18 protein-coding genes and 2 tRNA genes are annotated in these 21,093 nt (G+C 68.5%); 10 read left to right on the forward strand and 10 right to left on the reverse strand.

All coding sequences use genetic code 11. The annotated features are described in order from the left end of the window. Both VIR15_RS11410 and VIR15_RS11415 read left to right on the forward strand, forming a co-directional pair. Positions 1-1,682, forward strand: a 1,682-nt coding sequence (locus VIR15_RS11410; protein ID WP_331927643.1) for a phosphoenolpyruvate carboxykinase (GTP), incomplete at its 5' end; no start/stop codon positions are given. Between the two features lie 176 nt (positions 1,683-1,858). Then, positions 1,859-2,338: a DUF6328 family protein gene (locus VIR15_RS11415; protein WP_331927645.1), complete on the forward strand. Its 480-nt coding sequence runs from the start codon at positions 1,859-1,861 to the stop codon at positions 2,336-2,338. Between the two features lie 58 nt (positions 2,339-2,396). Here the strand turns inward: VIR15_RS11415 and VIR15_RS11420 are convergent. Continuing rightward, a tRNA-Ser gene (locus VIR15_RS11420) sits at positions 2,397-2,486 on the reverse strand. Positions 2,487-2,722: 236 nt separating this feature from the next. On the opposite strand from VIR15_RS11420, the gene VIR15_RS11425 reads away from it, so the two are divergent. After that, positions 2,723-4,285, forward strand: coding sequence for an LCP family protein (locus VIR15_RS11425; RefSeq protein ID WP_331927647.1), 1,563 nt, complete (start codon positions 2,723-2,725; stop codon positions 4,283-4,285). A 100-nt stretch (positions 4,286-4,385) separates the two neighbouring features. Then, on the forward strand, positions 4,386-5,936 hold the full coding sequence (locus VIR15_RS11430) for an LCP family protein (protein WP_331927649.1): 1,551 nt from the start codon (positions 4,386-4,388) through the stop codon (positions 5,934-5,936). Between the two features lie 88 nt (positions 5,937-6,024). On the opposite strand, the gene VIR15_RS11435 is transcribed toward VIR15_RS11430, so the two are convergent. Together VIR15_RS11435 and folP are read right to left on the reverse strand one after the other, a co-directional pair. Further along, positions 6,025-6,228, reverse strand: coding sequence for a cold-shock protein (locus tag VIR15_RS11435; protein WP_034805904.1), 204 nt, complete (start codon positions 6,226-6,228; stop codon positions 6,025-6,027). A 227-nt stretch (positions 6,229-6,455) separates the two neighbouring features. Then, a complete protein-coding gene (gene folP / locus VIR15_RS11440; protein WP_331927655.1) occupies positions 6,456-7,466 on the reverse strand; it encodes a dihydropteroate synthase in 1,011 nt (336 codons plus the stop codon). Positions 7,467-7,598: 132 nt separating this feature from the next. Here folP and VIR15_RS11445 point away from each other — a divergent pair, with 132 nt between their 5' ends. Then, entirely contained in the window at positions 7,599-7,769 is a 171-nt protein-coding gene (locus VIR15_RS11445; RefSeq protein WP_331927657.1) for a hypothetical protein, read from the forward strand. Positions 7,770-7,797: 28 nt separating this feature from the next. Here the strand turns inward: VIR15_RS11445 and VIR15_RS11450 are convergent, their stop codons facing one another. The 4 genes from VIR15_RS11450 to cysK all read right to left on the reverse strand — a co-directional run bounded on the left by VIR15_RS11450 (position 7,798) and on the right by cysK (position 10,628). After that, the gene (locus VIR15_RS11450) at positions 7,798-8,478 is read right to left on the reverse strand and encodes a Crp/Fnr family transcriptional regulator (protein WP_331927659.1); all 681 of its coding nucleotides are present in this window, start codon (positions 8,476-8,478) and stop codon (positions 7,798-7,800) included. 208 nt (positions 8,479-8,686) lie between these two features. Then, positions 8,687-8,777: transfer RNA gene (locus VIR15_RS11455), tRNA-Ser, on the reverse strand. Positions 8,778-8,970: 193 nt separating this feature from the next. Next, on the reverse strand, positions 8,971-9,681 hold the full coding sequence (gene epsC, locus VIR15_RS11460; protein WP_331927661.1) for a serine O-acetyltransferase EpsC: 711 nt from the start codon (positions 9,679-9,681) through the stop codon (positions 8,971-8,973). 17 nt (positions 9,682-9,698) lie between these two features. Further along, positions 9,699-10,628 carry a cysteine synthase A gene (gene cysK, locus VIR15_RS11465; protein ID WP_331927663.1) on the reverse strand — a complete coding sequence of 310 codons (930 nt, stop codon included), beginning with the start codon at positions 10,626-10,628 and terminating at the stop codon, positions 9,699-9,701. A gap of 216 nt (positions 10,629-10,844) precedes the next feature. Between cysK and VIR15_RS11470 the strand changes: the two genes are divergently transcribed. The 5 genes from VIR15_RS11470 to VIR15_RS11490 all read left to right on the forward strand — a co-directional run bounded on the left by VIR15_RS11470 (position 10,845) and on the right by VIR15_RS11490 (position 18,132). After that, positions 10,845-13,208 carry a (Fe-S)-binding protein gene (locus VIR15_RS11470; protein ID WP_331927665.1) on the forward strand — a complete coding sequence of 788 codons (2,364 nt, stop codon included), beginning with the start codon at positions 10,845-10,847 and terminating at the stop codon, positions 13,206-13,208. Positions 13,209-13,493: 285 nt separating this feature from the next. Next, positions 13,494-15,761: a nitric-oxide reductase large subunit gene (locus VIR15_RS11475; RefSeq protein ID WP_331927667.1), complete on the forward strand. Its 2,268-nt coding sequence runs from the start codon at positions 13,494-13,496 to the stop codon at positions 15,759-15,761. 9 nt (positions 15,762-15,770) lie between these two features. After that, on the forward strand, positions 15,771-16,484 hold the full coding sequence (locus tag VIR15_RS11480) for a hypothetical protein (protein ID WP_331927669.1): 714 nt from the start codon (positions 15,771-15,773) through the stop codon (positions 16,482-16,484). 4 nt (positions 16,485-16,488) lie between these two features. Beyond that, the gene (locus tag VIR15_RS11485; protein WP_331927671.1) at positions 16,489-17,259 is read left to right on the forward strand and encodes a slipin family protein; all 771 of its coding nucleotides are present in this window, start codon (positions 16,489-16,491) and stop codon (positions 17,257-17,259) included. A gap of 135 nt (positions 17,260-17,394) precedes the next feature. Continuing rightward, the gene (locus VIR15_RS11490; RefSeq protein ID WP_331927673.1) at positions 17,395-18,132 is read left to right on the forward strand and encodes a hypothetical protein; all 738 of its coding nucleotides are present in this window, start codon (positions 17,395-17,397) and stop codon (positions 18,130-18,132) included. A 110-nt stretch (positions 18,133-18,242) separates the two neighbouring features. Here VIR15_RS11490 and VIR15_RS11495 read toward each other — a convergent pair whose 3' ends face one another. The 3 genes from VIR15_RS11495 to VIR15_RS11505 form a co-directional block, all read right to left on the reverse strand. Further along, complete coding sequence (locus tag VIR15_RS11495) at positions 18,243-19,517, reverse strand: cytochrome P450 (protein ID WP_331927675.1); 1,275 nt, start codon at positions 19,515-19,517, stop codon at positions 18,243-18,245. A 62-nt stretch (positions 19,518-19,579) separates the two neighbouring features. Then, the gene (locus VIR15_RS11500; protein ID WP_331927677.1) at positions 19,580-20,344 is read right to left on the reverse strand and encodes an alpha/beta fold hydrolase; all 765 of its coding nucleotides are present in this window, start codon (positions 20,342-20,344) and stop codon (positions 19,580-19,582) included. Positions 20,345-20,508: 164 nt separating this feature from the next. Continuing rightward, the coding region (locus VIR15_RS11505; protein ID WP_331927679.1) for a GNAT family N-acetyltransferase at positions 20,509-21,093 on the reverse strand (585 nt) is incomplete at its 5' end.

A 21,093-nucleotide genomic window follows, 5' to 3' on the forward strand; every position in this document is an offset into this window, starting at 1 on the left:
CCCGCGAAATGGTGGAAAGCGGAACCCTCCTCCGGGTGAACGCGGAACACCGCCCATACAGCTTTGTCGCCCGCAGCGACCCGAAAGACGTCGCCAGGGTCGAGGCCCGCACCTTCATCTGCTCCGTCGACCCCGATGACGCCGGACCCACGAACAACTGGCGCGCGCCGGCCGAGATGAAGGCCACGCTCCGGGAGCTGTTCGACGGCAGCATGCGCGGCCGCACGATGTACGTCGTGCCGTTCTCGCTCGGCCCGCTCGGCAGCCCGCTGTCCAAGCTCGGCGTCCAAGTGACGGACTCGCCGTACGTCGTGGTAAGCATGGCCATCATGACCAGGATGGGCAAGGCGGCGTTGGACCTGATCACCGAGACCACGGACTGGGTGCCGGCCGTGCACAGCGTCGGCGCTCCGCTACTGGGCGGCGCGGCGGACGTGCCGTGGCCGTGCAACGACACGAAGTACATCACCCACTTCCCCGAGTCCCGCGAGATCTGGTCGTTCGGCTCGGCGTACGGCGGGAACGCGCTCCTGCCCAAGAAGGCCTTCGCCCTGCGGATCGCCTCGGTCATCGCCCGCGACGAGGGCTGGATGGCCGAGCACATGCTCATCCTCAAGCTGACCAACCCGGAGGGGAAGGTCCACTACATCGCTGCGGCGTTCCCGAGCGCCTGCGGCAAGACGAACCTCGCCATGATCGAGCCGACGATCCCCGGCTGGAAGGCCGAGATGGTCGGCGACGACATCGCCTGGATGCGCTTCGGTGACGACGGCCGCCTCTACGCCGTCAACCCCGAGGCCGGGCTCTTCGGCGTCGCACCGGGCACCGGCGAGACCACCAACCCGAACGCCATGGCCACGATCAACAAGGGCAACTCGGTCTTCACCAACGTCGCCCTGACCGACGACGGCGACGTGTGGTGGGAGGGCATGACGGACGAGAAGCCGGCCCACCTCACCTCCTGGCTCGGCGAGGACTGGACGCCGGAGAGCGACAAGCCCGCGGCCCACCCCAACAGCCGCTTCTGCACCCCGATCGCCCAGTGCCCGATCGCCGCGCCCGAGTACGACCAGCCCGACGGTGTGCCGATCTCGGCGATCCTCTTCGGCGGCCGGCGCAAGACGACGATCCCGCTGGTCTACGAGTCGCGGGACTGGACGCATGGCACCTTCGTCGGCGCGACGCTCTCGTCGGAGACGACTGCTGCCGCCACTGGCGCCGTGGGTGTCGTCCGTCGCGACCCGATGGCGATGCTGCCGTTCCTCGGCTACAACGTGAGCGACTACTTCGCACACTGGCTCAAGATCGGCAAGCAGGCGGACGCCTCCAAGCTGCCGAGGATCTACGGCGTCAACTGGTTCCGCCGCGACGAGGACGGCTCCTTCCTCTGGCCCGGTTACGGCGAGAACAGCCGCGTCCTCAAGTGGATCGTCGAGCGGCTGGAGGGCGAGGCGGAGGCCGTCGAGACGCCCATCGGTCTCGTCCCTGCACCGAACGCCCTGGACATCGAAGGCCTCGACGTCACCGAGGCGGACCTCGAGAAGGCCGGCGCGGTCCGTCCCGCCGAGTGGGCCGACGAGCTGCCCCTCATCGAGGACTGGTTCAAGTCTCTCGGCGACCAGCTCCCGCCGGAGCTGTGGGCCGAGTTCGACGGTCTCAAGGCGCGCTTCGGCGCGCAGTGAGCCGTAGTCCGTCCCGTCGGTGGGATCGGACGACGTGATGCGGGCCCGGCACCCTTGGGGGGTGCCGGGCTCCGTCATTTGTCCGTATGCCGCTGAGCTCGCTCCGTGCCCGACGTGACGTCCGCCCGAGGCTGGCTTCCGCGGGGTCGCTGTCGCCGCTGCGGCATGATGACCAGATGGCTTACGAGCGCAATGAGTCCGAGGCCGAGCGTCTTGACCGCAACTTCAACGAGCAACTCCAGGAGCTGCGCATCGCGCAGGCGGGGGTGCAGATCCTCTTCGCCTTCCTGCTGACGATCCCCTTTCAGCAGCGCTTCGCCGAGATCACCGACCTGCAAGAGTGGATTTACCTCATCGCGCTGATGGCAGCAGCGGTCAGCGTCATCACGTTCACCGCACCGGTTGCCCTGCACCGGACGCTGTTCCGCGAGGGACTCAAGGACTTCATCGTTAGCTACACCGGCCGACTCATGGCCGTCGGCCTGGTCTCCCTCGTGCTGGCCATCATCGGCGGCGTGGTCCTCGTGCTCGACGTCCTGCTGTCGCACACCGCGGCGGTCGCCACCGGAGGAGTGCTCCTACTGCTCGCCATCGTGCTCTGGATCCTCGTGCCCCTGTCGAAGAAGACCAACGCCCGCCGGGCTAGAGCGAACTGAGGCGGGGAGCGTCGCCCCGAACAAGAATGACCAGGACTTCACGAAGTCCTGGTCATCTTGGCGGAGGCGGCGGGATTTGAACCCGCGAGAGGTTTTATCCTCAACCCGCTTAGCAGGCGGGCGCACTAGGCCACTATGCGACGCCTCCACGCCCGCGATCCCACCGATGACACGACTGGGACACACAAGCGTGCACAGGCTACCGGGAGCGCGCTCCCCGGCCAAAACCGGGTGCTGCCTTGAGGGACTGACACGGAGCTGGCACAGGACCGGCACAGGACGGGCACAGCACAGACAACCATCTGTGACCTCGGCGCGTCCTCACAGTAGGACAAGGCAGAATGACGACCACCCCGCACGCTTTCGCACGCCCGAAAGGACCCCATGACCGACGAGCCGACACGGCGCACCGACGTGAGCGGGGGCCGTCGGTCGTTGCGTCGCGAGCTGTCCTCGGGCTTCCGGCGCGCCATCGGACTCACCGCCCTCGGCACCGTGCTTCCTGGCGCCGGTCTGACCCGGACGCGGAGCCGGGTCTGGGGCTGGGGACTCCTCGCCGTGTTCCTCGCCAGCGTGGCCGGGGCCTCCTACCTCGTCCTCACCCGTGGCCTGACCAGCGTCGGCCTGGTCATCGCCAGCAACACGCGCTACCTGCTCGCGCTCACCATCGTCCTCGCGGTCGGCGGCTTCATCTGGTGCGCCTCCATCATCGCGACCGCCGTCCAGGCGCGCCCCCGGCGACTTGATCGGGCCCGCACGCGGTCGCTTGCCGTCTTCACCACGCTCATGGTCGTCCTCGTCGGAGGAGCCTCCTACAAGGGTGCCGAGTTCGCCCTCATCGGACGCGACACCGTCGACGTCATCTTCAAGGACTCACCGCTCAAGCCGGGCCAGGGGGCACACGTGGCCGAGGGCGAGGACCCCTGGGCCGACACCCCTCGGGTCAACATCCTGCTCCTCGGGTCGGACGCCGGCGTTGGTCGCGCCGGGACACGGACCGACTCGATGATCGTCGCCAGCACGGACACCAAGACCGGTCGCACCGTCCTCATCTCCCTGCCTCGGAATCTCCAGCAGGTTCCGCTGCCGAAGACGAGCAAGCTGCGCGAATGGTGGCCGGGTGGCGTCTACGGGGAGCCGAACTGCCCGCGCCAGGAGAAGGAAGCCTCCGACGCCTGCATGCTCAACGCGATCTGGTCCGAGGTCGACCAGTTCCGCAAGGAGCACCCCGACGCCTACCCCGGCGACGAGGCCCCCGGCCGCTCCGAGACCCGCGACGTCATCGGCGAGATCCTCGGCCTCAAGATCGACCACACTGTCGTCGTCGACCTCGAGGGGTTCCGCCAGCTCATCAACGCCATGGGTGGCGTGACCATCAATGTCAAGCTCGGCGGCTATGACGGGAAGACGCCGATCCCCTATGGCCCGAAGAACCCCGATGGCAGCTATCGGAACTACTTCGACACCCCGGGCCCGATGCGGATGAACGGCTACCAGGCGCTCTGGTACGCCCGGTCGCGTGCCGCGGACGACGACTACAACCGGATGTCGCGGCAACGCTGTGTCGTCCAGGCGGTCGTCGGCCAGGTGAGCGCCACGGCGATGCTCGCGAAGTACGCCGAGATCGCGCGGATCGCGCGCGAGAACATCTACACGGACATCCCGGCCGCGAACCTCGCTGCCTTCGTCGAGCTCGTCGAGCGGATCCAGAAGTCAGGCAAGTTCGTCAGCGTCGGGATTGACCCCAGCCACGGGATCAACCCAGCCGACCCCGACTACGCGCAGATCCGGGCGCTCGTCACGAAGGCGATCACCCCGCCCAAGCCGAAGCCGACCGGCGCGGGCGAACCGAGCACGACCGGGACCCCCACGTCGACACCCACGCCAAGCCCCACGACAACCCCCGGCACGACGACGCCGCCCGCCGAGGTCGACCCCTGCGCGTGACAATCCCCACGGCGCCCGGCTTTCGGGACCCGACTGGCATCTCGGCGCCGAGCGTGCACAATGTTGGGGCTGCCTCCACCAGCCACCACGAGGGGAACCCATGACCGTGCACCACGACCGGCGCATCGCCGCGCCCGTGGGCAGAGGATCCGTTCGTCGACAGCTGCGCTCGCGCTTTCGCCGCTCCATGCGCCTCGTCGCCCTCGGAGCAGCGATCCCGGGCGCCGGCCTGATCCGGACCCGTGCCCGGACAGCAGGGTGGTTGATCTTCACCGTCTTCTTCGCAGGCCTCGCCGCCCTCGCCTACCTCCTCGCGTCCCGGGGCGTCAAGGACTTCGGCCTCTACGTCCTGAGCCACCCGGACCTGCTCCAGGTCGCCGGCGTTCTCCTCGCGGCCGGCGGGCTGATCTGGTGCGGGTCGATCGTCGCGACCGCAGTGGCAGCTCGACCCGAGTGGCTGGACCGGTCCCGCACGCGCATCCTCGCGCTGTTCACCACCCTGTTGGTCGCCCTGGTCGGCACCGGGACGTACAAGGGCGCCGAGGCCGCCCTGATCACCAAGGACACGATCGCCGAGGTCTTCAGCGCCCAGCCCCTGAGACCCGGCGAGGGCGCCAAGGTCGTCGATGAACCCAATGCCGACCCGTGGCGGGACACGCCGCGCGTCAACCTGCTCCTCATGGGCTCCGATGCGGGCATCGGTCGAGTCGGCACGCGGCCGGACTCGATGATCGTCGCGAGCATCGACACGAGGACCGGCCGGACCGTGCTCATCTCGATCCCGCGCAACTTCGAGTGGGCCCCCCTCCCCGCGGACAGCCCGCTCCGGGAGCTGTGGCCGGAAGGCACCTATGGCGGCAGCCACGACGCGCCAAACTGCCCGCGCAAGGCTGCGGACTCGGCCGACCCCTGCGCCATCAACGCGATCTGGGCCGAGGTCGACCAGTTCCGGGAGAAGCATCCCGATGCCTACCCCGAGGACGACGTCCCCGGGCGCACCGAGACGCGAAACGTCGTCGGCGAGGTCCTCGGCCTCAAGATCGACCATCTCGTGGTCATCGACCTCAAGGGCTTCACCGAGCTCGTCAACGCGATGGGCGGCGTCGAGGTCAACGTCAAGCTGGGCGGGTTCGACGGCAAGACTCCCCTGCCCTACGGGCAGAAGCACGCCGACGGCAGCTACGCCCATTACTTCGACAAGCTCGGGCCCCAGGTGCTCAACGGGTACGAGGCGCTGTGGTACGCGCGCACCCGCGCTGCGGACAGCGACGACCATCGTCAGCAACGACAGAGGTGCGTCGTTCAGGCGGTCGTGAACCACGTGGACCCGGCCTTCATGCTGACGAAATACGCCAGCATCGCGCAGATCCTCAAGGAAAACGTCTACACCGACATTCCGGGCCAGAACCTGCCCGCCTTCTCCGAGCTCGTCGAAAGGGTCCAGAAGGCGAAGATCACCAGCCTGGGCTTTTCGGCGAAGAACGGCTTCCCCTACAGCAGCAACCCCGACTACGAGCTGGTCCGCTCTCTTGTGAAGAAGGCCATCGACCCGCCGAAGCCGACGAGCAAGCCGAAGCCGACCACCACGAAGACCCGGTCGACCCCCACCCCGACGCCGACCGAGACGGCCGACGTCGACGAGTGCGCCTGACACCGGACGAACAGAGCCCCCCGGCACGGCCGGGGGGCTCTGTCACAAACGACTGATGGGTGTCGCTCGTTGCGTTCGATCCTTGGGATCAGAGCGGACGCACTGCGTCGGCCTGCGGACCCTTCGGACCCTGCGTGACCTCGAACTCGACGCGCTGCGCCTCGTCCAGCGAACGGTAGCCGTTCGTCTGGATGGCCGAGTAGTGGACGAAGACGTCGGGGCCGCCGCCGTCCTGGGCGATGAAACCAAAGCCCTTCTCAGCGTTGAACCATTTGACGGTTCCCTGTGCCATACGGGTAACTCTTTCCTTCTTTAGCCAGTGGGATCACGCACCTCGCGTGGTCCCAGGCTGCCGCTTCTGCCACTCGTCGGGCGAACCCGTCGACGTCGATACTGAAAACCCGTCACCTTGTGGATGACGGGCACCTACTCGACTGCGAGGAACTGCAACTGCAACCGCGACGAACTTAGCACGCTACTCCCGGGTCGTCCTGTTGGAACCTCGGGCAATTTGCGGATTCACCAGGAGTTCGCCGGATCCCCGTGTCCCATGCCCCTCTTCGCGTGCACGGGCGGTCGGTTTCCCCGGATCGTGGCGACCATGTCAACCACCCTGCGGGTGGCCCGTACGTCGTGCGCTCGGAAGACCGTGGCGCCGAGCCAGGCAGCGACGGCCGTTGCTGCCAAGGAGCCTTCGAGCCGGTCCTCGGGAGCCAGGTCGAGGCTCTCGCCGACGAAGTCCTTGCGCGACAAGGCCTGGAGGACGGGATAGCCGAGTGCTGCGACATCGGCCGTGTGTCGAAGCACCTCGAGGGAGTGCTGGGTCGTCTTGCCGAAGTCCAGCGTCGGGTCGATGAGAATGCGCTCAGCGGGTATGCCGCTGAGCTCGGCCGCCCGGGCACCGCGGACGAGGGTGGTCACGACGTCACGCACCACGTCGAGCGGGTCGTCACCGTAGGTGACGCCGACGGGGTCGGTGCGCGGCGGCAGGCCGCCCGCGTGTGACACGACATAGCCGGCACCGAGGTCGGCAGCGACGTGGACGAGCCCGGGATCCGCTCCGCCCCACGTGTCGTTGATGAGATCGACGCCGGCGCCGGCCGCGGCTCGGGCGACGCCCGAGCGCCACGTGTCCAGACTGAGGATGATGTCCGGGTGCGCGCTCCGAGCCCACTCGAGGAAGGGCACGACACGGCGGATCTCCTCCTCCTCGTCGACCTGCTCCCCCTCCTGCCCGGCCCGTACGCCACCGACGTCCACGAGATCGGCGCCCAGGTCCAGCGCCTCCTCGAGGGCGCGCTTGGCCGAGTCGAGCTGCGCATGGCGGTTGGCGGCGAAGAACGAGTCCGGCGTCCGGTTGACGATGGCCATGACCGCGGGACGCCCCGCGTCGAAGGTCTGCCCTCGCAACACCAGCGGCGGCGTCGTGGGCAGGGTGAGCGGCGCGAGGCCGGCGACGACGGAGTCGAGGTCAACGTCCCGGTCGCGGGCTCGGTGGCCCATTGCGGACTGCTCTTCGGGGACGGTCACGACTCCCTACCTTACGGAGCACCGTGTCACCTGGATGACAGGGCTGCGGTCACCCAGGTGACAGCCGGGGACCTGCCTGCGGGAGCAGGCTGTGGGACATCAGCCAAACTCTCCACCCACCAGGGAGTCACCATGAACGCCATCGCCCTCGACACCCGCCCCTCTTCCCACACCTGGGACCTCGAGTCCCGCACCCCGTGGCACGACTGGGCCTGCTGGGTCCCCGGTCGTCACCACGACGAGCTGCTCCCCACCGAAGCGGCCCGCACCCGGGACCCGCGGACCGACATCCGGGCGGCCTGACCGCCGGACGGCCGAACGCGAGACGGGATCAGGACGCAATGAAGCGCCGCAGCGCAGCAGCGTCGACGATCTCCAGCCGACCGCCGTCCGCCATCCTGACCCATCCCCGCCTGACCAAGGCCGCCAGGGCACGGTTGAGCGACTGCCGGGTCACCCCGAGCATCGTCGCCACACCGGACTGGCTCGTGACGAAGGTCGTCGTCAGACGGCCATCGCCAACATCGACGGCCTGCTCGAGGATGAGCTTGCCGAGTCGCCGAGGCAGGTCGAGCAGAACGAGGTCGGCAGTGGTGTCCGTCAGGTGGCGCACCGTGCCAGCCAAGTGCTGGGCGACGTGCCACGCCGAGTCGGGGCTCGACCGCAGCACCTCCCGGACTGCACCGCTCGGCACGGCGACGAGCACGGACGGTTCGGCCGCATCCACCGAGGCGGACCGAGGCTGCTCGTCCACCACCGACAGCTCGCCGATCGTCGCTCCCGGCTCGATGAAGCTCAGGGTCAGCTCGTCGCCCTGAGGGGAGTCCCGGAAGACCCTGAGTCGACCACTGCGAACCAGGAGGAACGTGTCGCTCGGCTCGCCCTCGACGAAGAGGACCTGCCCGCGTCCGACCCGCTGAACGTGGGCTCGCTCGCCGAGGCGACCGAGGGCCTCGGGATCGAGGCCCGCGAAGAGCTCAATCCCTGCAAGTTCCGCCGCAATGTCCGCCACGAGACCAGTTTCACCGATGTGCGGCGGCCGGGACAGCAGGCACACACCATGCGACACGATCCGACAAAGCGGGGAGGGAAGAGGGGGTCCACGCCCTGGCCAATTGGTGGGAAGTTGGCCAGGGCACCTGGACTCGGCGCGGGGCCCGGAAGAGGGCGCCGGACCCCGCGCTGACCTCCAGACGATCGTGGACCTGTCGCCGGGGGCATGGCGGAGGGCGTGGGATTCGAACCCACGATGGGCTATGAACCCATAGCGGTTTTCAAGACCGCCGCACTAGGCCACTATGCGAGCCCTCCAAGTGCGCCGAGTGTAGCCAAGGCCCGGGCTTCGCCCCGAATCGACCGGCGCGAAGCGATGCACCAAAGACGAGGGGCAACGGCGGGCCCCGCTGCGCAGGGGGATACACAACGGGGCCGCGGGGAGGCAGAGCGCCTCAGACACGTACTACCCACGGGCCGCGACACCCAAACGCGTCACCCGCCAGACCTGTCAGATGAACATCGCGGGATCGAGCCACTGGTTCGTCGCACTCTTCTTGGGGAACCGCAGCACCGCCGGCACGCCGACCGCCACGGCTCCGGAGGGGACGTCCTTGACGACGACCGCGTTGGCCCCGACCTGCGTGTCGTCACCGACCGTGACCGGGCCGAGGATCCGGGCGCCGGAGCCGAGGGTGACGCGGTTGCCGACCGTCGGGTGGCGCTTGACCCGCGACAGCGAGCGCCCGCCGAGCGTGACGCCGTGGTACATCATCACGTCGTCACCGACCTCCGCGGTCTCGCCGATGACGACGCCCATCCCGTGGTCGATGAAGAAGCGTCGCCCGATGCGGGCGCCGGGATGGATCTCCACGCCGGTGACTGACCGCGTGACCGTTGCGAGGACCCGAGCGGGCAGCCTCCCGCCGGGCAGCTTCCACAGCTCGTGCAGGCCCCGATGCGCCCAGATCGCGTGCAGTCCGGGTGACGTCAGCACGACCTCGAGTCGTGACGTCGCCGCCGGGTCCCGCTCGATGGCGCCGTCGACGTCCTCGACGAAGCGTTCGGCCACCTTCCGTACGAGACCGAGCCCAGCGGCATACGGCCTCTTCTTCTCCGTATGCCGCTGAGCCGGCTCCACGTCGGACGTGCGGACGAGCTTCAGCGGGGTCTCGGGCGCCGGATGGGCGCGCTCACGCTCGTGGTTCACGGCGGTGCTCATGGGATCTCCTGGGAGGGTCAGTCGACGAGGCCCTCGAAGAGGATGGTGGACAGGTAGCGCTCGCCGAAGGACGGGATGATCACGACGATCGTCTTGCCCTTGTTCTCCGGGCGGGCCGCGACCTGGGCGGCCGCGGCGATGGCGGCGCCGGAGCTGATGCCGACGAGCAGGCCCTCCTCGGTCGCGGCGCGACGGGCGTACTCGACGGAGGTGGCCACGTTGACGTCGATGACCTCGTCATAGATGTCGGTGTCGAGGATCTCGGGCACGAAGTTGGCGCCGAGACCCTGGATCTTGTGCGGACCGGGTTGGCCGCCGTTGAGGATCGGCGACTCCTCCGGCTCGACCGCGATCATCTTCACGTCGGGTTTGCGGGACTTGAGGACCTGGCCGACGCCGGTGATCGTGCCGCCGGTGCCGATGCCGCACACGACGATGTCGACCTTGCCGTCGGTGTCCTTCCAGATCTCCTCGGCGGTCGTCCTCCGGTGGATCTCCGGGTTGGCCTCGTTGGCGAACTGGCGGGCGAGGACGCCGCCCCGCTCGGCCGCGATCTCCTCGGCGCGCTGGACGGCACCCTTCATCCCGGTGGCCGGGTCGGTGAGCACGAGCTCGGCGCCGAAGGCACGAAGGAGGGCGCGGCGCTCCTTGGACATCGACTCCGGCATGGTCAGGACGACGTTGTACCCGCGGGCGGCGCCGACCATGGCGAGCGCGATGCCGGTGTTGCCCGACGTGGCCTCGACGATCGTGCCCCCGGGCTTGAGCTCACCGCTCGCCTCCGCCGCATCGACGATGGACACCCCGATGCGGTCCTTGACCGAGCTGGCCGGGTTGTAGAACTCGAGCTTCGCGGCGACGGTCGCCTCCGCTCCGTCGGTGACCTTGTTGAGTCGGACGAGTGGCGTGTTGCCGATCAGCTTGGTCACGTCGTCGTAAATGGGCATCGGGTGGCTCCCTCTGGCGAAGCGGTGGTAGGTGAGGTGCGGGGGCAGGGGTTTCGTGTCGACTGTCCCAGACAATCGAATCCAGCTTATGAATATTCCAACACAAGGTTATCCACTGCCAAGTCCCCGCCCGCTCGGTCTCACGTGGTGGTGGCCCGCTGGGACCGGTGTCACACTGAACTAAGCATCTGCTCAGTCGTCAGTAGACTCCCGGCCATGAGTGCGCTCCAGATCATCGCGATCGTCATCTGCCTCGCCACCACGGTGGTGGCCATTGCGCTGCTCGCCCGGACCGTCAACCACTACCTTGCGACGTTCCGCCTCGGCCAGCCCGAGTTCCGCGGGGACAACAAGGGCGAGCGGACGCGGACGCTGCTGCGGGAGTTTCTCGGGCACACTCGGATGGCACGCCTGCCGGTCGTCGCGATCGCGCACTGGGTGACGATGATCGGCTTCGGCTACCTGTTCCTCACCCTGGTGACGGCGTTCGGCCAGCTCTTCGAGCCGTCGTTCGCGCTGCCCCTGATCGGCCACTTCCCGCCGTTCGAATGGGTCACGGAGGCGCTGGTGTGGACCGGCCTGGTCGCGATCCTCATGCTCATCGCCATCCGCCAGAAGAACCACCCACGGTCCGCGCCGGGTGACGGCGGGCGCCGCAGCCGGTTCTTCGGATCCACTTGGTGGCAGGCGTACTACGTCGAGCTGACGATCCTCGGCGTGATGATCTGCATCCTGCTGCTCCGGCCGCTCGAATACGCCCTCGAGAAGGTGGGCGGGGGCGACGGCGCTACGGCGCTGCACTACCCGCTGACGGGCTGGCTCGGCGAGAGCTTTGCCGGCATGTCGGTGAGCACGCTCGAGACCGCCATCATCATCGTCGCGGCGATCAAGATCCTGATCAGCTTCGCGTGGATGATCACCATCGCGCTGACGCCGACCATGGGGGTGGCCTGGCACCGCTTCCTCGCCTTCTTCAACATCTTCTTCAAGCGCCACGCCGACGGCCGGACGAGCCTCGGTGAGCTGCAGCCGATCAAGGTCGGCGGTGAGGTGCTCGACTTCGAGAAGGTCGAGGACCTCGACGAGGACGCCGCGCTCGGCGTCGGCAAGGTGGAGGACTTCACCTGGAAGGGGCTGCTCGACTTCACCACGTGCACCGAGTGCGGTCGCTGCCAGAGCCAGTGCCCGGCCTGGAACACCGACAAGCCGCTCTCGCCGAAGCTGCTCGTCATGGCGCTGCGCGACCACGCGCACGCGAAGGCGCCTTGGCTGCAGGCCTCCGAGGAGGTCCGGGCGGCCGGCATCGAGCAGGCGTCCAACGGCTTCTCCGACAAGACGAAGGCCGCGGTTGCGGTGGATCAGCTCGTCGGCGAGACCGGCTACGACATCCGTGACCCACTCGGCGCCTACCTGCCCTTCGGGACGCCGGATGGCGGCGGGGCCGTCATCGACGAGGACGTCATCTGGTCCTGCACGACGTGCGGCGCCTGCGTCGAGCAGTGCCCGGTCGACATCGAGCACGTCGACGCCATCGTCGACATGCGGCGCTACAAGAACCTCATCGAGTCGGCCTTCCCGTCCGAGCTCGGCGGCCTGTTCAAGAACCTCGAGAAGAACGCCAACCCGTGGGGGCTCGCGCCGCGGCTGCGGATGGACTGGGCCAAGGACCTGCCCTTCGAGGTGCCCCAGGTGGGGGCGGACGTCGAGGACCTGGCGGAGGTTGACTACCTGTTCTGGGTCGGCTGCGCCGGTGCCTACGAGGACCGCGCCAAGAAGACGACCCGAGCCGTCGCGGAGCTGCTCGACCTCGCCGGCGTCAAGTTCGCCGTCCTCGGCGACGGCGAGTCGTGCACCGGTGACTCGGCTCGCCGCGCCGGGAACGAGTTCCTCTACCAGATGCTCGCCCAGCAGAACGTCGAGACCCTCAACGAGATCGGCGCGACGAAGATCGTCGTCACCTGCGCGCACTGCTTCAACACGATCAAGAACGAGTACCCGCAGCTCGGCGGAAACTACGAGGTGCTGCACCACACCCAGCTGCTCAACCGGCTCGTCCGCGAGAAGCGCCTGACCCCCGTCGCGCGACCCGGCGAGAACCCGGACGGCGCGGCCGGATTGTCGCGAGCTGGTTCGACGGGGTCCAAGGTGACCTACCACGACCCGTGCTACCTCGGCCGGCACAACCAGGTCTACGCGCCGCCGCGCGAGCTCCTGCAGGTGCTGCCCGGGGTCGAGTACGCCGAGATGGAGCGCAGCAAGGAGAAGTCCTTCTGCTGTGGCGCGGGCGGCGCGCGGATGTGGATGGAGGAGCAGCTCGGCACCCGGATCAACAACAACCGCACCGCCGAGGCCCTCGCCACCGGTGCGGACCGGATCGCCATCGGCTGCCCCTTCTGCAAGGTCATGCTCACCGACGGCCTCAACGCCGCCGTCCAGGAGGGCACGAAGGCCGAGGGCGAGGTCGAGGTCGTCGACGTCGCCCAGATGCTCCTCGCCGCGGTTCGTCGCGGTGGGGACGGCCAGGCCCGCGAGGAGGCCGACGCTGTGCCCGACGTCCCGACGCCGGAGCCGGCCACCTGACCCAGCCCACCTGACCAGCCCACCTGAGCCAGAGTCTGACCCAGCGGTCCGCGCCGAGCGAGCCCAGCGGCATACGGCCTCAAGGACCCCGCCACGCGCCCACGTGGAGGGGTCCTTCCTTTGCCGTTGAGGCGTGTTGGAATCGCGGGCCAAGGGCAACGCGAGTACGGTCCGTGGCACTGCTGTAGAGTTCCCCTGCTTTTAACTGGTTCCGCCCGTAAAAATTACTCGCCAGGAGCAGCGATGGTGGCTACGCCGACCCAGAGGGACACCTCGAAACGTCAGATGCTGGTAGGGAAGGGCTGGGTCCAGGGCGTCGCCCTCGTCATGCTCTTCAGTTTCTTCGTGATGGGCATCCTCACGTACCGGACGTACACGGCCTCGATGCCGCAGCCCGAGCGGGTCGTCTCCGGCACCGGCCAGACTGTCTTCACCACCGAGGACATCACCGCCGGCCAGGCGTTGTTCCAGGCTCGCGGCCTCATGCAGTACGGCTCGATCATGGGTCACGGCGGCTACCTCGGCCCAGACTTCACGGCCGAATACCTCCGCCACGCAGCGGAGTTCACCGAGCACCAGATCCGCGACAGCGGCGCGCAGGACCCCAAGACCCGCAACGTCGAGGAATGGCGGACCAACCGCTACGACGAGTCCACCGGAGTGCTCACCTTCACCGACAACCAGGTCGGCGCCTTCGAGGACGCGAAGCTGTACTACGCGAACTTCTTCGGCGAAGACTCGACGCGCTACGGCCTCAAGCCGAACCTCATCGAGGACCCTCAGCAGATCCACCAGATCACGGCATTCTTCGCATGGACGGCGTGGGCGTCGGCCGCCGAGCGGCCCGGCTTCGACTACTCCTACACGAACAACTGGCCGATGGAGCCACGCGTCGAGAACGGCCCCACCGCAGACCTCCTCGTCTGGTCGGGCCTGTCCCTCATCGCGCTCATCGGAGGGACCGGCATCCTCTTCGCCGTCTACGGCCGGTGGAGTCGCAAGATCGGCTGGCACTCCGAGGAGGCGCCGGCGATCGCCTTCCGCCAGCCGGGGACGGTCGGACTCACGCTGGCGCAGCGCGCGACGGCCTGGTTCTTCTTCGTCATCGCCCTGCTCTTCCTCATCCAGACTCTCGTCGGCGCCGCCGCCGAGCATTACCGAGCCGACATCCTCTCGTTCTTCGGCTTCGACCTGGCGCAGCTGCTGCCTTACAACCTCGCCCGGACCTGGCACGTCCAGCTGTCCCTCTTCTGGACCGCGGCGGGCTTCCTCGCGGCGGGCATCTTCCTCACCCCGCTCATCTCCGGGCGTGAGCCGAAGGGACAGCACAGGCTTGCGTATGCCCTGCTCGGTGCCCTGGCCGTCGTCGTCTTCGGCTCGCTGATCGCCGAGGCCCTGTCGATCCACGGTGTGGAGTGGGCCGACGGTCCGCTGTTCGCCCAGCAGTGGGAGTACCTCGACCTCCCGCGCGTCTTCCAGATCCTGCTCACCGTCGGCATGGTCCTCTGGATCGTCATGATCTTCAGGGGAATCCGCGCGCGTCTCCGGGGCGAGTCGAAGGGCAACATGCCGTGGCTCTTCTTCTTCTCGGCGCTCGCGATCCCGGCCTTCTACGCGGTCGGCCTGCTCGCCACGTCCGAGACGCACCTGTCCGTCGCGGAGTTCTGGCGCTTCTGGGTGGTGCACCTCTGGGTCGAGGACTTCCTCGAGCTGTTCACGACCGTCATGGTCGCGTACATCTTCGTCATGCTCGGCGTCGTCCGGGAGAGGATCGCGCTAGGCATCATCTTCCTCGACATCATCCTGTACTCGATGGGCGGCGTCATCGGGACGATGCACCACCTCTACTTCTCGGGAACCCCGGTCGAGCACATGGCCCTCGGCGCGTTCTTCTCCGCCGCGGAGGTCATCCCGCTGACCTTCCTCACTGTCGAGGCCTGGGCGTTCATGCAGCTCGGCGCCCGGCAGGAGGCGAAGACCTCGGCACCGTTCCCGCACCGCTGGGCCGTCATGTTCCTCGTGGCCGTCGGGTTCTGGAACTTCCTCGGCGCCGGTGTGTTCGGGTTCCTCATCAACCTGCCCATCGTCAGCTACTACGAGATCGGCACGGCGCTCACGGCCAACCACGGCCACGCGGCGATGATGGGCGTCTACGGGATGCTGGCCGTCGGCCTTGCCATGTTCGCGCTGCGGTACCTCATCCCGCCGGACAAGTGGCCGGAGAAGTGGGCGAAGGTGTCCTTCTGGAGCCTCAACATCGGCCTCGCCTGGATGGTCTTCGCGACGCTCCTGCCGCTCGGCGTCCTCCAGCTCTACCACTCGGTCGGACAGGGCTACTACGAGGCGCGGGAGCTGGCGTTCGTCACCAACACGACCAATGCCCTGCTCGAGTGGGGTCGGATGCCCGGCGACCTCATCTTCATCATCGGCGGCGTGCTGCCGTTCCTCTGGATGACCTGGCTCGGCCTGCGTCACTATCGACAGGGCAAGGTCGTCGACGAGCTGCCTCAGGACGTGCTCTTCGTCGAGCTCGAGCCTGCCGAGAAGAAGTAGGAGGCCGCGATGCGTGCCCCGTCCGTCACCGTGCTGCTCGTCAGCGGCTACTCTGCCGTGCTCCTCGTCATCGCGTGGCTGTTCGACCGGATGGGGGCGCGGTCGGCGGAGCGGTCGGCACGGTGGCGGACGGGGAACTTCGTCTACCACGCGGACCAGGACGCGTGGAAGTGTCACGAGGACCAGTGGCTCTGGCCGGCGTCCTTCGACCCGGACAAGCGGGTGATCCGCTACCAGGGCCAGCATGCGATCTGTGGCCGGTGCCCGGTCAAGGACGAGTGCTCGCCCTCGCCGGGGCCGCGGGAGCTGACCCGGCAGGTCGACCCGTGGCCCTATTCCGACGCGGGGCGCTTCCACCGCGGGATCGCCCTGGCTGTGGCGGCCGTCGCGGTCTTCATGCCGACCGCGATGCTGCTCGGGGCCCACGGGGCAGGTGACGTCATCGTCCTCACCGCCGCCGTCGTCGTCGCCCTCATCGCCGGCATGCCCCTGGCCAAACACCTGTGGCGCACACCGAGCAACTTCCCCGAGCACCTCCGAAGCGACGCCTCGAGCGACGCCCCCGACGCAGAGGATGCCGCACCATCCGGTCCCGGCCAGTCGACGGGCCAGCCGTCACTCGGCCAGGTCCTCGATCGCTACCAGACCCGCTGGGCCAGCGACCGGCGCCGGGTCGACCTGCCCAACCCCACCACCCTGTCCAATCCCACGACGCGGAAGTGAGCCCATGCCCGGCTGGATCGCCCCTGTCCTAGCAGTCCTCATCGTCGGCGCCGCCATCGTGGCGACGTCGGTCCGGATCATCCCCCAGTTCGAGCGGGGCGTCGTGTTCCGGCTCGGCAAGCTGATGCCGATCTACCTGCCGGGGCTGCACCTGCTGCCCCCCGGGCTCTACCGGCTCGAGCGGGTCGACCTGCGTGTCGTCACGCTGACGATCCCGCCCCAGGATGTCATCACCAAGGACAACGTGCCGGCGCGGGTCAACGCCGTCGTCCTGTTCAACGTGGTGGACCCGGAAGCGGCGGTCATGCAGGTCGAGAACTATGCCGTCGCGACCTCGCAGATCGCCCAGACGACGCTGCGGTCGGTCGTCGGCCGGGCCGACCTCGACACGCTCCTGGCCCACCGCGAGGACCTCAACCACGACCTGCGCGAGATCATCGAGCTGCAGACCAAGCCCTGGGGCGTCGACGTGTCCGTCGTCGAGATCAAGGATGTGGAGATCCCCGAGCAGATGCAGCGCGCCATGGCCCGGGAGGCGGAGGCGGAGCGCGAGCGCCGGGCCAAGGTCATCAACGCCCGGGGCGAGCTGCAGGCCTCGGGCGAGCTGAAGCAGGCGGCCGACATGCTCTCGCAGAGCCCGGCGTCGCTCCAGCTGCGCTATCTGCAGACCCTGCTGGAGCTCGGCGCCGACCAGAACTCCACCGTGGTGTTCCCGCTCCCGATGGACATCGTCGGCCCGTTGCTGAAGCGGCTGGCGCCGCCGGAGGGCGACTGACGCCCCGGCGCCCAGCAGGGTGCGGCAGCGTCGGTAGGGAACGCTGCGGAGCCGAATGTGCCGAAGGGCTGGTCAGGCAGGGGTCAGTGCGCGCATATTGGGTAGAGGTCAGCGCACCGCACACAGGGAGCAAACATGTTCGGTCGATCCGCAACCAAGACATCCCAGCCGCTCGACGTCATCCCGGACGGCGTGCCGGTCCTCTCCCGCGGACGTCATCGCAACCCTCGCAAGGGCGCCTGTTTCATGGAGATGGCCTCCTACCTGGCCGGCGAGCGGTGGAGTGACCACCCCAAGTGCACCCATCCCGTCCTCGCCTCACTGGCCCGGTGCGTCAACGACGCCCTCGGCGACGTCCGCCGTCAGGAGCTGGCCATGATGATCCCCGAGGTCGTCGGGCTGAACCCGGACGACCGACGGGTCGCGCCGACCCTCATGCGCCGCGCCGCTCTCGTCGCCCTGCCGATCGCATCGGCTGAGCGGCAGAACGTCATGGCGCTGGCCGTCATGGGCGCCGAGCGTCACCTCAACGACATCGAGGGCCGCGACGCCAACGTGCTCAGTGACGAGGCCAAGGTCGCGCTCGCCCACGTGCCGGGCGCCGAGAAGTGGGCCCGGGACTTCGTGCGCCGCGTCGGGACCCGGGACCTGCGCGCCGACGCCGCGGCCAAGGTCGTCTCGCTGGCCGTCAACGGCGTCGCCCGCGCCTGCGTCGATGACCCCTCCGCAGAGCTCGTCTCGCTGCTGCGAGCCAGCATCGACGAGACCAAGGCGATCAAGGCGAGCACCGAGGCGAGCGCCCCTGCGCCGGTCGAGATGGACCGGAGCGCAGTCCGTTCGACATCGGACGATCGCCGGGCGGCCAGCCGCTGACGAGCGATCGAGCGCGCTCGTCGGGCCCTTTGGATGACCAGACTCGCATCCTGCTCCGCTTGCCGGAGCAGGGTGCGAGTTGTCGCATGGGCTGGGCGCTGAAACCCGGGTCAGGCGGTCCAGCGGATCGGTAGCCGCTTCACCCCGCGCTGGAAGTTGGACCGCAGGTAGGCCGGCTCCCCCGCAGCCTCGATCGACGACGTCCTGCCGAGCACCTCGGTGAACAGCGCGGTCATCTGCACGCGCGCCAGATGAGCCCCGAGGCAGAAGTGCGGACCGTGCCCGAAGGCGAGATGCGCCTTGGCGTTGCGGTCCACGTCGAAACGGTCAGGGTCGGCGAACACCGACTCGTCACGGTTCGCGGACGCGAAGGACACGACCACCTTCTCGCCCGCCGCGATGCGCTGGCCCGCCACATCGACATCCACCGTCGCCGTGCGCCGGAATGTCATGACGGGCGTCCACCAACGCAACAGCTCGTCCACCACACCGCCGATTCGCGTCGGATCCGCCCGGAGTGCCCGTTGTGCAACGGGGTTCTCGAGCAACGCGATCATCGCGCCGGGGAGGCCGTTGCGGAGCGTCTCGTTGCCGGCCACGGCGAAGAGCCAGAACAGGTTCTCGAACTCCTCGATGGACACGTGCCCGTCCCCGCCGGCCGCATCGTCGCGCTGGGCCATGAGGATCGACATGACGTCGTCGCCCGGATCGGCACGTTTGCGCTCACCGAGCCCAGCGGCATACCGGTAGAGGTCGGGCATGCCCGAGCGGCTGCGCGGGTCTGGCATCCGACCGTCCGGTCCAGGTGAGGGCCGTGCCCCCAAGGCCGCCGCCGCGAGATCCGACCCGCCCTCCCCGGTGAAGGCCGCGCTCGAGGCGTAGTCGGGGTCCTGCCAACCGATCACGCGGTTGGACCAGTCGAACATCAGCCACCGGTCCTCCGACGGCACGCCGAGGATGTCCGCGAGCGCGAGCAGCGGCAGGTCGGCAGACACGTCCTTGGCGAAGTCGCACTCGCGCGGCCCGGCGAGCATCCGGTCGACGACCCCCTTGGCATGACCTGCGATCTGAGACTCAAGGCGTCCGATCGCCCTCGGGGTGAAGGACCTGGCCAGCATCCGCCGCAGCCGCGAATGCTCTGGTGGGTCCATGTTGAGCATCATCCGCCGCACGTAGGCGAGGTCCGCCGGCGTGGCCGGATCCCTGATCTGGGTGCCGCCCACCCACGAGGAGAACGCCTTCGGGTCGCGCAGGACCCGCACCACGTCCGCGTGCCGAAGGAGGAGCCAGTAGCCCGGTCCCTCCGGCCAGCCGAGCTGCTCGGGCTCGTCGATGCGCACCACGCCATGCTCCCGCCGCAGCTCGGCCAGCACGTCATACGGCACCCCGTCGACGTAGGTCGACGGGTCGTGCAGCAGCCGAGTGGCCTCGACCGTGCCAGGCGTGGTCAGTTGCCGGCCTCCTTGAGGAAGTTGTTGATGCGGGTGGCGAGGTTCACCGGCGCCTCGAACATCGGGTAGTGGCCCGCGTTGGCGACCACCTCGAGCCGGACCTTGGGGAAGAGCTGCATCCACGTCTGCTCGCAGGTCTCCTTGCCGAGCGCCGGGTCGTGCTCGCCGACCAGGACCAGAACGGGCAGCTCCTTGCCCTTGACGTCCTCGGCGAAGTCGGGCTTCGCCCACGCGTCGAGGACCTTGGTGAAGGCCTCCTTGGTGGAGTGCTCCAACGACCAGTCGGTGACCGCGTTGACGAAGCCGGGAGTGTTCCGGTTACCCGTCGTGAAGTCGATGATGGCGTACCGCTTGTCGCGGTCCTCCGGGGCGCCCCAGAAGAGCTCGCGCCCAGCCTCGTCGAAGGCCGACGGCGTCGAGCTGACCGGGCACACCCCGACGAGGGCCTCGACACGGTCGGGAGCCATCGCCAGGACCTTCTGGATCACGGCCCCACCCATGGAATGGCCGACGACGGAGAAGCGCTCGGCGCCCAACTCGTCGGCCAGGGCGAGGATGTCACCCGCGGACTCCTCGAGGGACTGGTCGCCCTGCTCGTCCTTGCGCTGCCCATAGCCACGGATGTCGGTGAAGACCCAGGTGAAGGCGTCGCCGTCGAGGTAGTCCGGGAAGGTGCCCCAGCCGTCGGACGAGCCGAACCACCCGTGGGTGAGGAAGACGGTGCGCGGGCCGGAGCCGACGGTGCGGTGAGCGATCGACATGACTCTCCTTTGAGCTCGGACAACAACTGCCGTATGCCGCTGAGCCTAGTCGCGCACGCCCCTGCACTCCGATCGAGTGAACAGCTTTCGGGGGCTCCTCCCAATCGAAAGAACAGCTTTGGGGGCGAAGGCCCCCGAATGCTGTTCTTTCGATCGGGGGGCTGTCAGTCGCGGAGGCGGTCGTAGAGGGCGTTGTCCTCCCACCCGCCGTCGGCCGTCTCGGCGCTCGCCCGCTCCGTGCCGACGCGGACGAATCCGGCCCGCTCGGCGAGGCGCTGGGAGGCGAGGTTGCTCTGGGCGGTGAGCAGGAAGAGCCGGCGCAGGCCGAGCCCGCCGTCGTCCTGGCTGCCCATCGACCACGTGCAGACCGCGTCGACCGCGGCCGCCATGACACCGCGCCCGCGGCCCTCGGGGTGTGCCCAGTAGCCGACCTGTGCGGTGCCGTCCGGCTCATCGGTGTCGAACTCGAAGAGGGCGACGTTGCCCAGAGCGACGTCGGTCTCCCGGTCCGCGACACACCATGCGACGCGGCCGCCGTTCGCCTCCGAGAGGCGCACCCGCTCGAGGTAGGCAGGCACGTTCTCGACCGAGCGCGGCAGCGGCGAGTGCGGCAGCATCTGCCGGAAGAGTGCGTCGCTCGCCGTCTCCACGAGCCTGACGGCATCGCTCTCCCGCCAGGGCCGGAGACGAAAACGCTCGTCCTCGAGGACGACGGGCTCGAGCCAGCGAGAGCGCGGCTCGCGCGCGTC

The sequence above is a fragment of the Intrasporangium sp. genome (genome assembly GCF_036566125.1).
Taxonomy (GTDB): Bacteria; Actinomycetota; Actinomycetes; order Actinomycetales; family Dermatophilaceae; genus Intrasporangium.